The 12,292-nt window shown below is 70.9% G+C and carries 11 protein-coding genes; 7 read left to right on the top strand and 4 right to left on the bottom strand.

Going from position 1 to position 12,292, the window contains the following annotated elements; genetic code table 11:
* Positions 1 to 38: 38 nt before the first annotated feature.
* Complete coding sequence (fbaA, locus tag ACFV3I_RS07425) at positions 39 to 1,067, bottom strand: class II fructose-bisphosphate aldolase (RefSeq protein WP_136033484.1); 1,029 nt, start codon at positions 1,065 to 1,067, stop codon at positions 39 to 41.
* Positions 1,068 to 1,252: 185 nt separating this feature from the next.
* Here fbaA and glpX point away from each other — a divergent pair, with 185 nt between their 5' ends.
* Both glpX and ACFV3I_RS07435 read left to right on the top strand, forming a co-directional pair.
* Positions 1,253 to 2,239 carry a class II fructose-bisphosphatase gene (glpX, locus tag ACFV3I_RS07430; RefSeq protein ID WP_136033486.1) on the top strand — a complete coding sequence of 329 codons (987 nt, stop codon included), beginning with the start codon at positions 1,253 to 1,255 and terminating at the stop codon, positions 2,237 to 2,239.
* 193 nt (positions 2,240 to 2,432) lie between these two features.
* Positions 2,433 to 2,717 (top strand): hypothetical protein, encoded by a 285-nt coding sequence (locus ACFV3I_RS07435; protein ID WP_136033488.1) that lies wholly within the window; start codon positions 2,433 to 2,435, stop codon positions 2,715 to 2,717.
* A 26-nt stretch (positions 2,718 to 2,743) separates the two neighbouring features.
* On the opposite strand, the gene rmuC is transcribed toward ACFV3I_RS07435, so the two are convergent.
* Together rmuC and ACFV3I_RS07445 are read right to left on the bottom strand one after the other, a co-directional pair.
* Entirely contained in the window at positions 2,744 to 4,144 is a 1,401-nt protein-coding gene (gene rmuC, locus ACFV3I_RS07440) for a DNA recombination protein RmuC (RefSeq protein ID WP_378822652.1), read from the bottom strand.
* 55 nt (positions 4,145 to 4,199) lie between these two features.
* Entirely contained in the window at positions 4,200 to 4,793 is a 594-nt protein-coding gene (locus tag ACFV3I_RS07445) for a 3'-5' exonuclease (protein WP_247638555.1), read from the bottom strand.
* Between the two features lie 59 nt (positions 4,794 to 4,852).
* On the opposite strand from ACFV3I_RS07445, the gene ACFV3I_RS07450 reads away from it, so the two are divergent.
* The 3 genes from ACFV3I_RS07450 to ACFV3I_RS07460 all read left to right on the top strand — a co-directional run bounded on the left by ACFV3I_RS07450 (position 4,853) and on the right by ACFV3I_RS07460 (position 7,521).
* Positions 4,853 to 5,593, top strand: a complete 741-nt coding sequence (locus ACFV3I_RS07450; protein ID WP_378803552.1) for a class I SAM-dependent methyltransferase — start codon at positions 4,853 to 4,855, stop codon at positions 5,591 to 5,593.
* 43 nt (positions 5,594 to 5,636) lie between these two features.
* A complete protein-coding gene (ychF, locus tag ACFV3I_RS07455; RefSeq protein WP_247638557.1) occupies positions 5,637 to 6,728 on the top strand; it encodes a redox-regulated ATPase YchF in 1,092 nt (363 codons plus the stop codon).
* Between the two features lie 484 nt (positions 6,729 to 7,212).
* Positions 7,213 to 7,521 carry a hypothetical protein gene (locus tag ACFV3I_RS07460; protein ID WP_136033498.1) on the top strand — a complete coding sequence of 103 codons (309 nt, stop codon included), beginning with the start codon at positions 7,213 to 7,215 and terminating at the stop codon, positions 7,519 to 7,521.
* Between the two features lie 21 nt (positions 7,522 to 7,542).
* Here the strand turns inward: ACFV3I_RS07460 and ACFV3I_RS07465 are convergent, their stop codons facing one another.
* Positions 7,543 to 9,900, bottom strand: a complete 2,358-nt coding sequence (locus tag ACFV3I_RS07465; protein ID WP_378822653.1) for a glycoside hydrolase family 65 protein — start codon at positions 9,898 to 9,900, stop codon at positions 7,543 to 7,545.
* Positions 9,901 to 10,177: 277 nt separating this feature from the next.
* Here ACFV3I_RS07465 and ACFV3I_RS07470 point away from each other — a divergent pair, with 277 nt between their 5' ends.
* Positions 10,178 to 11,575, top strand: coding sequence for a M20/M25/M40 family metallo-hydrolase (locus ACFV3I_RS07470; protein ID WP_247638559.1), 1,398 nt, complete (start codon positions 10,178 to 10,180; stop codon positions 11,573 to 11,575).
* A gap of 146 nt (positions 11,576 to 11,721) precedes the next feature.
* Positions 11,722 to 12,291: an alpha/beta fold hydrolase gene (locus ACFV3I_RS07475; protein WP_136036941.1), complete on the top strand. Its 570-nt coding sequence runs from the start codon at positions 11,722 to 11,724 to the stop codon at positions 12,289 to 12,291.
* Position 12,292 lies beyond the last annotated feature (1 nt).

Genomic DNA, 12,292 nt, shown 5'->3' on the forward strand with positions numbered 1-12,292 from the left:
CGGCACAGTGCCGGGCCCCTTCGTTCGTGATCCTGCGATCAGCTCTTCGACTGACCGTGCGAACCGAGCTGACGCGTCGACTCGACCACGCGAGCGGCCATCGCCGACTCGGCGATCTTGCCCCAGGCGCGGGGGTCGTACTGCTTCTTATTGCCGACCTCGCCGTCGACCTTCAGCACGCCGTCGTAGTTCTTGAACATGTAGTCCGCGATCGCGCGGGTGTAGGCGTACTGGGTGTCGGTGTCGATGTTCATCTTGACGACGCCGTTGGCGACCGCGAGCGCGATCTCCTCGTCGGTCGAGCCGGATCCGCCGTGGAAGACGAGGTCGAGCGGCTTGGGTCCGGTGTTGTACTTCGCGGCGACCTCGGCCTGGATCTCGCCCAGCAGCTCGGGGCGCAGCTTCACGCCGCCGGGCTTGTACACGCCGTGCACGTTGCCGAACGTGAGCGCGGCGATGTAGCGGCCCTGCTCGCCGAGGCCCAGCGCCTGCACGGCCTGGTCGACATCGCCGAACGTTGTGTAGAGCGCCTCGTTCGAGCCCTCGTGCGCGACGCCGTCCTCCTCGCCGCCGACGACGCCGATCTCGACCTCGAGGATCGCGTTGATCGCCTTCATGCGGGGGAGGAGCTCCTTGGCGATCTCGATGTTCTCCGCCAGCGGCACGGCCGAGCCGTCCCACATGTGCGACTGGAAGATCGGGTTGCGGCCGGCCTTGACCTCTTCCTCGGAGGCGGCGATCAGCGGCTCGACGAAGCCGGCGAGGGCGTCCTTCGGGCAGTGGTCGGTGTGCAGCGCGACGGTGACCGGGTAGTTCTTGGCGACCTCGGTGGCGTAGCGCGCGAAGGCGAGGGCGCCGGTCGCGCGGGCCTTCACCGTGTGACCGGCGAAGTAGTCGGCACCGCCCGTGGTGACCTGGATGATGCCGTCGGAGCCGGCCTCGGTGAGTCCCTGCAGGACGGCGTTGATGGTCTGCGAGCTGGACACGTTGAACGCGGGGTATGCGAAGCCGCCGGCCTTCGCGCGGTCGAGCATTTCGGCGTACTGATCCGGGGTGGCGACGGGCATGAGAACTCCTGCGGTAGGTGAAGCCGGGACAGGTGCCACTCTATCGGGGCGCCTGTCCGGCTCGTGCAGGCGAGCGGAGCGTTCGGCGGCGCACGATCTGCCGTGCTGTTAAGAAGTGCGATTCCTTCGCGAGATACCGGCGGAAAGGAGGGCTGTTCGCGCGCCCACGTAGCTAGGCTGGCCGCATGGTGAGTCTGACTGCCGACCTGAGCCCGCTCCGTCCCGACCGCAACCTGGCGATGGAGCTCGTCCGCGCGACGGAGGCGGCAGCGATCCGCGCCGTGCCCTTCATCGGTCGCGGCGCGAAAGAGGCGGCCGACGGTGCCGCGGTCGACGCGATGCGCGCGTTCCTCGGCACGGTCGACTTCCAGGGCCGCGTGGTGATCGGCGAGGGGGAGAAGGACAACGCCCCGATGCTGTTCAACGGCGAGGTCGTGGGCACCGGGCAGGGCCCGCTGTGCGACATCGCGGTCGACCCCATCGACGGAACGTCCCTCACCGCCGCCGGACGACAGAACGCCCTCTCCGTGATCGCGGTGTCCGACCGCGACACGATGCTCGACGCGTCCAGCGTCTTCTACATGGACAAGCTCGTGACGGGACCGGCGGGCGTGGGCGTGGTCGACATCCGGCTCCCGATCGGCGAGAACATCCGCCGGCTCGCGGGCGCGCTCGACAAGCCGGTCGACGAGATCGTGGTGTCGGTGCTGAACCGTCCACGGCACGAGCAGCTGATCCAGGACATCCGCGACGCGGGCGCAGGCACCCGGCTGATGAGCGACGGCGATGTGGCCGGCGGGATCAACGCGGCCCGCCACGATGCGCGCACCGACATGTGCGTGGGCGTGGGCGGGAGCCCCGAGGGCATCGTCACCGCGTGCGCGATCAAGGCCCTCGGCGGTCACATCCAGGGGCGGCTGTGGCCGCGGGACGACGACGAGCGCCAGCGCGGGATCGACGCGGGACTCGACATGGACAGGGTGTACGAGGCGGACGACCTCGTGCGCGGCAACAACACGATCTTCGTGGCGACGGGCGTCACCGACGGACAGCTCGTGGCGGGGGTGCGCCGGGAGCGCGGCTACGTCTACACGGAGAGCGTCGTGCTGCGCGGGGCCTCGGGAACACTGCGCCGCATCGCCTCGGAGCACCTCGTGTCGAAGTGGCTGTGACATTTCCTTCCGCGGCTGATCGACTGCTCTGAGCTCGAAGGCTGCCCGTGTCGGGCGACGCCATCGTTATCGAGCCGGTACCGGCGCGCGCGAACCGTGGCACCGGTCGCGCGAGGCGTCGTGTCACAATTGTCACTGGGTTTGTCGCCGTCGACGGAGCCGCCAGGCACCGCAGGCACAGGAGGGCGAACGCATGACAACGCAGCACACGAGTGGCTCGACCAGCGCCGCACCGACCAAGATCATCACCACCAACACGGGACGCATCCTCCGGGTGAGCGCCGATGCCGAGGCCGCCGTGACCACACCGGCCGCCCCCGCGAAACCGCAGGTTGACCCGGCTCGTCGGGCCGACGTGCTGTTCCGCGTTCGACGTGACGAGGGCCACGAGATCAGCGCCTGGTGGATGATCGGCGCCTTCCTCGCCACAAGCGGCCTCGTCATCCTGCTGCTCAGCGGCGTGCCCGGCGTCGCCTGACGCGTCCTCGTCCTGGCCGTTCCGGCTCATTCGTGGCGGGACGTCTGCGCCTCATCCAGGCGTCGTCGCACCTCGCCGACGTCGGCCCTGAGGCCGTCCAGGAGGTCCGGGGTCTCGCCCGGCGGTGCCGCGGGCTCCGCTGCTCCGGAGGCCGTGCGTGACACGCCGCTGTCCACCGGCACGGCCGTGAATGCGGGTTCGACCGCCGCCGCGGCTTCGGAGGTCGGCGCGGCATCGACGGTCGGCCCGGCCCCACCGGTGCCGATCAGCTCCGCCGCGGTGAAGCGACGACCGTCCGCTGTGACGACGGGCGGAGCGCTGAGCGCGGACGCGTCCACTCCGGGGAACTGCCGCGCCGTCACGAGCACACGCGACTCGAGGGACCCCGCGAACCGGTTGTAGCTGTCGACCGTGCGCTCGAGCGCCCGGCGCAGATCGTCGGCATGACCGGCGAGCGTGCCGAGGCGCTCGTACAGCTGCGTGCCCAGGGTCAGCAGACGACGTGCTTCGGTCGACACCTCCTGCTGCGTCCACGTGTAGGCGACGGTCTTCAGCACGGCCCACAGGTTGACGGGGGAGGCGAGGGCCACACGGCGGCTGAAGGCGTAGTCGAGCAGCGTCGGGTCTTCGTCGATGGCCGTCGCGAGCAGCGACTCGCTCGGCAGGAAGCAGATCACGAACTCGGGACTCGCGTCGAGGCCCGACCAGTACGCCTTCTTCGCCAGGGCGTCGACGTGTGCGCGCACGGCCTTCACGTGCTTCTGGAGGTGTGCGCGACGCTGCGCCTCGTGCGCGTCGCCAACGGGCAGCGCCGAGGCCTCGAGGTAGGCGTCGAGCGGAACCTTCGCGTCGACCGCGATCGACGTGCCGCCGGCGAGCCGCACGACCATGTCGGGGCGCCCCTGCCCGCGGTCCGAGGAGATCGTGGTCTGCAGATCGAAGTCGACGTGGCGCGTGAGCCCGGCGGCCTCCACCACCCGGCGCAGCTGTGCTTCGCCCCACACCCCGCGCGTCGCGGTCGACTTCAGCGCTCCGGCGAGCGACTCCGTGGTCGCGCGCAGGGCCTCGTCGGACTCCTGCGCACGCCGCAGCTGCTCCGCGAGGGTGCCGAACTGCTCGTGCCGCTCGTGCTCGATGGCCGCGACCTTGGACTGCATCTGCTGCAGACTCTCGCGCACCGGGGCGAGCGCCTGCAGCACGGCGTTCTGCTGCTGCACACGCAGCGCCTCGGCGCGCTGCTCCGCGCGGCCGTGCTCGACCGCGTCGCGATACAGGTCGTACTGCCGGTCGCGGTCGTCACGGGCGGCCGCGAGCTCGGCCTGGGTACGGGCGAGGTCGGCGGCGCCCCGACTCGCGCGCAGGAACCAGCCCAGGGCGACGCCCGAGGCCACGGCCACGAGGAGCAGAACGATCGTCAGCGCATCCATGGGCCCATCGTGCCCCCGGGGTCGGACATTCGTCGGGAGGCACCGCTGAGCGGTCTCAGGCGACCGCGCGCTCCAGGACGGGGAGGGCGGGCTCGGTCACACGCAGGCTCAGGGCGTCGGCGAGGGCGAAGACGTCGGCGGCCGCGGCGCGCCGAGCGGCGTCGACCACGATGTGCGCGCACGCCCGCGCGTCGGCGAGGGCATCGTGATGGGAGAACTCGTCGTACCCGGCGGCGGCCGCGGCGAGCGGGAGCCGGTACGAGTCGAGCTGGTAGGTCTTGCGGGCCACCTGGAGGCTGCACAGCGAGCGGTAGGGCGGGCAGATCTGACCCGTGGCCTCCGCCGCACGGCGCAGCACGTTGAGGTCGAATCCGGCGTTGTGCGCCACGAGCACGTCGGCACCGGCGAAGGCGCACAGACGGTCGAACTGATCCGCCCAGGAGGAGGCCGTCGCGACGTGCTCCGGCCGGATGCCGTGGATGCGGACGTTCCACTCCATGAACTCGTCGTGACCGGGCGGCGGCTGGATGAGCCAGCCCGCGGTGGCGACGACCTCGCCGCCGCGCACGCGGACGAGTCCGACGGCGCAGGCGGAGGCCGGGCTGGAGTTCGCGGTCTCGAAGTCGATCGCAGTGAAGTCCAGTGGCACGTCTTCACTCTCTCCCGGGCCTCCGACGTCGGGTCGCAGACTCGCCGTAGGCTGGCCACATGAGCGACGAGCAGGCGACCTCCTTCGGCGGCCAGGCGGGCAGCTACGAGGTCGGTCGCCCCGAATACCCGTTCGAGGCGGTCGCGTGGATGCTCGACCGCGCGGCGGCAGGAGCCCGCCGTATCGCCGACGTCGGCGCGGGCACCGGCAAGCTCACCCGTGCCCTCGTCGCGGGGGAGGGCACGGAGGTCGTCGCGGTGGATCCGGATCCCGCGATGCTCGCCGCCCTGCGCGACGCGGTGCCCGGGGTGCCCACCTTCGTCGGCACGGCCGAGCGCCTCCCGCTGCCGGACGCGAGTCTCGACGCGGTCGTGCTGGGACAGGCGTGGCACTGGGTCGATCCGGTCGCGGCCTCCGCGGAGATCGGCCGCGTCGTCCGCCCCGGAGGGGTGCTCGGGCTGGTCTGGAACCTCCGCGACGAGCGCGTGGACTGGGTGCGTCGCCTGACCGACATCATGCACGGCAGCAACGCCGAGATCATGCTCGCCGCGGGCGACCCCGTGGTGGCCGCGCCGTTCGGCGGTGTGGAGCAGGAGCGCTGGGAGTGGGTGCGTCCGGTGACGCGCGAGGTGATGCACCGCATGGCGTCGTCGCGCAGTTACGTCATCACGGCCGACCACGCGGAGAAGGCGCGCATCCGCCGCGACATGGACGCCCTGTTCGACGAGCTGGGATTGCACGACGACGCCACGATCGAGCTGCCGTACGTGACGAAGGCGTTCCGCGCCGTGCGCGACTGACCCCGCGCGGCAGCATCACGGCCCGCAGGTAGACTCGTACCCCGTGGCTCTCACTATCGGTATCGTCGGCCTGCCCAACGTCGGCAAGTCCACCCTCTTCAACGCCCTCACCAAGAACGACGTGCTCGCGGCGAACTACCCGTTCGCGACGATCGAGCCCAACGTCGGCGTGGTGAACCTGCCCGACCCGCGGCTCGAGAAGCTCGCCGAGATCTTCGGCAGCGAGCGCATCCTCCCCGCGGCCGTGTCGTTCGTCGACATCGCGGGCATCGTGCGCGGGGCCAGCGAGGGAGAGGGGCTGGGCAACCAGTTCCTGGCGAACATCCGCGAGGCGGACGCGATCGCCCAGGTCGTGCGCGGCTTCTCCGACGACGACGTGGTTCACGTCGACGGTGCGGTGAACCCGGCGTCCGACATGGAGACCATCAACGCCGAGCTCATGCTCGCCGACCTGCAGACCGTCGAGAAGGCGATCACCCGGTACGAGAAGGAGGTGCGCGGGAAGAAGATCGACCCGTCCGTCCTCGAAGCGGCGCAGGCGGCGAAGGACGCGCTGGAGCGCGGCGTGCTGCTGTCCACGAGCGGCCTCGACCTCGCGCCGATCCGCGAGCTCGGCCTGCTGACCGTCAAGCCGGTCATCTTCGTGTTCAACGTCGACGAAGCGGTGCTCACCGACGACGTGCGCAAGGCGGAGCTCGCGGCCCTGGTCGCGCCCGCGCAGGCGATCTTCCTCGACGCCAAGATCGAGTCGGAACTGAAGGACCTGGACCCGGAGGACGCGGCCGAGCTGCTCGCCTCGACGGGCCAGGAGGAGTCCGGCCTCGACCAGCTCGCACGCATCGGCTTCGACACCCTCGGGCTGCAGACGTACCTCACCGCCGGACCGAAGGAAGCGCGGGCGTGGACGATCGGCAAGGGATGGAAGGCCCCGCAGGCCGCCGGCGTGATCCACACCGACTTCGAGAAGGGCTTCATCAAGGCCGAGATCGTGTCGTTCGACGACCTCGTCGCCACCGGCTCCGTGCAGGAGGCCCGCGCGAAGGGCAAGGCCCGGCTGGAGGGCAAGGACTACGTCATGCAGGACGGCGACGTCGTGGAGTTCCGTATCGGAAACACATCTGGCGGGTCGAAGTAAGCCGCTAGACGACGTCATTCAAGGGCAGGCGACGATGCGGTCGTCGGTTCAAGAGTGCGCCAACGGGGTGTTTACATCCTCCGAATCCATGGCGGTACGAATGACCCCCGCGCCCAGTCCGACGAGCGATCCAAGTGCTCCGCCGACAACCGCAAACGCGGCGCTCCATGCAACGCCCGACGTTCGAGGATCAACGAACTGGGGATTCTCCGAATAGGTCACCATCGCTCCTGGCAACCAGGCAAGCACGACCAGGACGCCCACTAGCGCACCGCACGCGAACCCAACCGCGACAAAGACCAGCATCCGGCGTCCGACGGAGAATATCTTGCGGGTTGAGGGAGCCATCAGTCAAAGATATGGCGTATGAGCGCAGTCTGGAAGCGGAACGACCTGCGCAGGACGGCGACGTCGTGGAATTCCGCTTCAACAACTGATGCGAGAAGTGGTCGTCGGTGTTCCTGGGAACGCTTAGAGTTCGATCATGGGAAAGCTGGAGTACAACAGCTCGCGGCCGCCGATCGAGGTCGACGACGACGTCCTGGTGCATCTGAAGATCGTGATCTCGACGAAGCTCCGCCGTCAGGAGAGCTTCATGATGACGTGGCCCTCGGGGAAGAAGCATCCCGGGCGCCTCTCGGCGTGGATGCACCCGAGCATCCCGCTGGTCCTGGAGTTCGACGAGGAGCCGCCGCCGAAGATCGACCCGGCGCGGCTCGAGCGCATGATGGAGCGCCTGAACGCCCGGGGCGAGCTCGTGCTCGACGAGCTCAGCGACGAAAGCTCGGCCTGACACGAGGTCGCGCGCGCGGGCTCACCCCTCCTCGCGCGCTTCGCCGGGCTCTCGCCAGCGCGGCTGCGACGGCTCGGGGGTGAGCGGGGACTCCGGTGGCGGCGTGGGCAGGGTCACGGGCTCGCCCGCGATGAGCTGCACCGCTCGGCCCGCGTGCCGCACCGTGACGGGGTCGCCCGCGCTCAGGCGGTAGGTCGTGTCGTCGGGCGTGATGTCGACATGCAGGATGCACCCGTGCAGGCGCACCCCGAACCCGAGCCGCGTGATGTTGCGGGGGAGCCGGGGGTGGAACGAGAGGCCGGCGTCGCTGTCGCGCATGCCCCCGTAGCCCGCGGTGATACCGGTCCAGATGCCCGCGAGCGCCGCGATGTGCAACCCCTCGGCGGTGTTGCCGTGGAGGTCGTCGAGGTCGAGCGCGGCGAGCTCCGCGAGGTACGCCGCGGCGAGGTCGAGGTGCCAGAGCTCCGCCGCGATCACCGCCTGCGCCATGGCCGAGAGTGAGGAGTCGCGCACCGTGAGGGCCTCGTAGTACGCGAACGCCCTGGCCTTCTCCTCCCGCGTGAACTCCTCGTGCTCCGTGTACAGCGCGAGCACCAGGTCGGCCTGCTTCGCGACCTGCTTGCGGTACAGGTCGAAGTACGGGAAGTGACTGTGCAGCGGGTACTGCTCGGGTCGCGTGGCGTCGAAGTCCCACACGGCATGCCGCGTCGACCCCGCGAACTGCTCGTGCACGCGGCGCCGCTCGTCGAACGGCACCGTCATCGCGTCAGCGGCGTCGTTCCAGCGCGAGACCTCGGCGTCGTCGACCCCGAGCCGCTCCGCGACCTCGATGTGGCGTCGGGCCGCGGCCACCGCACCGCGCAGGTTCCGTCGCGCCGCCAGGTTCGTGTAGGTGTTGTCGTCGACGATCGCGGAGTACTCGTCAGGGCCGGTGACCCCGTCGAGATGGAAGCCGCCGTCGTCGTCCCAGCGGCCGAGCGACAGCCACAGCCGCGCGGTCTCGATCAGGATCTCCGCGCCGGCGTCGCGCTCGAAGTCGCGGTCTCCCGTCGCCCTGACGTACTGCATCACGGCGCCGGCCACCGCCGCGTTGATGTGGAACGCCGCCGTGCTGGCCGGCCAGTAGCCGGAGCTCTCGCGTCCGTCGATCGTGCGCCAGGCGAAGGTCGCCCCGTCCAGGTGCAGAGTGCGCGCGCGTTCGCGGGCGTGATCGAGCGTCGCGTACCGCCAGCGCAGCGCCTGCAGGGCCGCGTCGGGCGCGGTCGAGGTGAGCACGGGGAGCACGAACGCCTCGAAGTCCCAGAACGTGTGCCCCTCGTACCCGGAGCCCGTGAGCCCCTTGCCCGGCACGGAGCGCACCTCGGCACGCGCCGCCGCCTGGAACACCTGGAAGAGCGCGTACCGCACGCCCTGCTGCAGGCGGGGGTCGCCATCGACCCGCACGTCGCCGCACTCCCAGTACGCGTCGAGCGCCTCGCGCTGTCCCGTCGCCACCGCCTCCCATCCGAGGCGCACGGCCTCCTCGACGGCCTCGTCCGCGCGGTCGCGGAGCGTCTGCGGCGAGAGCGAGTCCGACCACTCGTGGCCCACGAACTTCACGACCTCGAGCTCCTCGCCCGCCGCCAGCGCCACGTGGACGCGGGTGCGCGCCAGGTCGCGGTCGGCCTCCACGGTGACCGTGGGCGCGGTGGTGGCGGTCGAGGAAACCGTGTGATCGGTGCTCACCGCCACGTGGATGCCGCTGCGCCTGGTGCGGTGCAGCAGCGTGGCGCGCGACCCCAGCACCGCGGAGTCCACGGCCTGGAGCGGGCGGGAGAGCAGCTCCTGCACACGGGGATCGGCGTGCGGCGACGGCAGCGGCTCGTTCGCCAGCACCTCCGGCAGGACTGTGACGGCCACGGGCTCCAGGGCCGTCACGCGATACCGGACAGCGGCGAGCGAGCGGTGTCGCAGCGAGACGAGCCGGGTGGACGCGACCTGCACGCGCCGACCCTCCGCCGACTCCCACTCCAGCTCGCGGTGCAGCGTCCCGTCCCGCAGATCGAGGCGCCGCTCATGCCGGTGCACCGTGCCGTGCTCCACATCGAACGGCTCATCGTCCACGAGCAGACGGATGAGCTGCCCGTTGGGCACGTTGATCACGCTCTGCCCGGTCTCCGGATAACCATAGCCGTCCTCGGCGTACGGCATCGGATGGTCCTCGAAGACCCCGTTGAGGTAGCTGCCGGCGACCCCGCGCGGGTCGCCCTCGTCGAGGTTGCCGCGCCAGCCGACGTGCCCGTTGGAGAGTCCGAACACCGACTCCTCCTGCGCCAGATGCTCGACATCCACTCCCGTGACGCTCACCGACCACGGTTCGACGCGGAACGCCGCCGTCATGCCCGTGCGGTCCGGACGTCTCGCGGACGGCGGGGCCGTTCGGGGAGGTGCGGGGCGGGGCCGACGTGGAGCATGGCGTTTCCTTCTGCCGAGGACCGGGAGCTGCGACGCTAGCGCGGGGTCCTCACGGGGACGAGGGAGTTGCGCCGAGCCCGGCGCGTCGGGTAGACGACGGCCCCCCGCGCTCGCGCCTCGGGCGACGGCGAGCGGATAGCCGGTGCTCGCCCCCGCCGTCAACCCCTGGTCCCCGCCCCGTGGTGCAGACCAGGGTGGTCGCATGGCGGAGGATTCTCAGGAGAACACGGACCCGATCGCTGGCTTCCTGCGCGCGAACCTCGATGAGATCGTCGACCGGCTCTCCGCCTGGGTCGCGATTCCCTCGGTGTCGGCGGACCCTGACAGGCGGCAGGACATGGAGCGCTCCGCCCGATGGATCGCGGGGGAGCTGCGCGACGCGGGACTGCGCACGACCCTCCTTCCGGTCGGCGAGTCCGTGACGGTGTACGGCGAGAGCGCGCCCGTCCCTGGGGCTCCCACCGTGCTGGTCTACAGCCACCACGACGTACGCCACGCCAAACCGGAGGAGTGGAGCGAGACCGCGCCGTTCACCCCCGTGCGCCGCGACGGACGACTGTACGGCCGCGGGGCGTCGGACGCGAAGGGACAGGTGCTCGCGCACGTCTGGGCGCTGCGCGCCGCTGCCGCTGTCGACGGCGCGCTCCCGCGCGTGAACCTCAAGCTGCTGATCGACGGGGAGGAGGAGATCGGATCGCCGAACCTCCGCCGTCTGCTCGACGAGGAGCCGGAGCGCTTCGCCTGCGATCTCGTCGTCTTCTCCGACACGATCCAGTGGCGGGTGGATGCCCCCGCCCCGGTGACCTCGATGCGCGGCACCCTGACGGCGACGCTCACGATCAGGGGACCGGAGCGCGACGTGCACAGCGGTGTCGCGTCCGGGGTCACGCTCAACCCGGCGCTCGTGCTGTCCCGCGTGCTCGGCGGACTGCATCACCCGGACGGGCGCATCGCGATCCCCGGCTTCCATGACCGCGTCGCCGAGACCTCCGCCGAGCGCAGGGCGGAGTTCGCCGCCCTGCCGTTCGACGAGCAGGACTGGATCACGCGCACCGAGACCCGGGCGATCGTCGGCGAGGACGGGTTCACGCCGCTGGAGCGTCTGTGGACGCGTCCGGCGATCGAGGTCATCTCGCTGCTCGCCGGCGATCCGGACGGCATCGAGCGATCGGTCATCCCGCGCGAGGCCACGGCATCGCTCAGCGTGCGGACCGTGCCCGACCAGCGCATCCCGGACATCGCGGACCTGCTCCGCTCCCACGTGGCCGCCGTGATGCCCGACGGGGCGACCTACACGCTCGAGGTCGACGAGGACATCGCCCAGGAGCCGTACGTCTCGCCCCCTGGCGAGGTGACTGACGCGCTCGAACGGGCCCTCGGCCGCGGATTCGGCATCCCGGTGCAGGGTCGCATGGGCAACGCCGGGGGAGGCCCGGCCGACTGGCTGTCGCGACACCTCGACGCTCCCGTGCACTTCCTCGGCACGGGTCTTCCCGAGGACCACTGGCACGCGAGCGACGAGAGCCTCGACCTGCGGATGTTCGTGGCCGGTGCCGCGACGCTCGCTCACCTGTGGCGTGAACTGGGGCGCCCACGATGACTCCGCCGGGGGTCGCGAGGAGGAGGCGCGGCCCCCGGCGGGCTACGCTGGACGCAGGCGGTCTCGGCCGCGGCGCGGGTCGCAGGAGCCCGGCGTGGACGACCGCCTGCGTTCCTGACACCGACGGCACGAGGAGACCGACGCCGATGACCGACACCCAGATCTTCGAGCCAGACGGCCGCGCCATCCCCTTCGTGGACGAGGGCGACGGACCCGTCAAGCTGGTGCTCATCCAGGAGCGCGACCTGGCCGCCGACGTGCTCGGCGTCGTGGGGCACTACCTCGCCGAGGAGGCCGGATTCCACGTGCTGCGCATCGGCCACCGCGCGGACGGCGTCGACGCCTCGCTCGACGACCGCGTGGCGGACGCGCTCGCCGTGATCGACCACGTGGGCCTCGAAGACACCTGGATCGGCGGACACGGCTTCGGAGGCACGGTCGCCCGCTCCTTCGCCGTCGCGCACCCCGACCGGGTGAACGGGCTGGCGCTGCTGGGGGTGGAGGACGTGGAGGTTCCGCTGGCTCCGGTGATCCCGGTGCTGCTGATCCAGGGGACCGACGACACGGACACCCCGGAGGCGAACGCCGAGCGCCTGCAGGCCGCCGCTCCCGAGCGTGCGAGCATCAAGCGGATCGACGGCGGAGGCCACCTCTTCCCCATGACGCACCCGATCGAGACCGCCGTGGTGCTGGAGGAGTACCTCGACTGGGACTGAA

This window comes from Microbacterium sp. NPDC059771 (assembly GCF_042732495.1).
In the GTDB taxonomy this organism is placed as follows: domain Bacteria; phylum Actinomycetota; class Actinomycetes; order Actinomycetales; family Microbacteriaceae; genus Microbacterium; species Microbacterium sufflavum.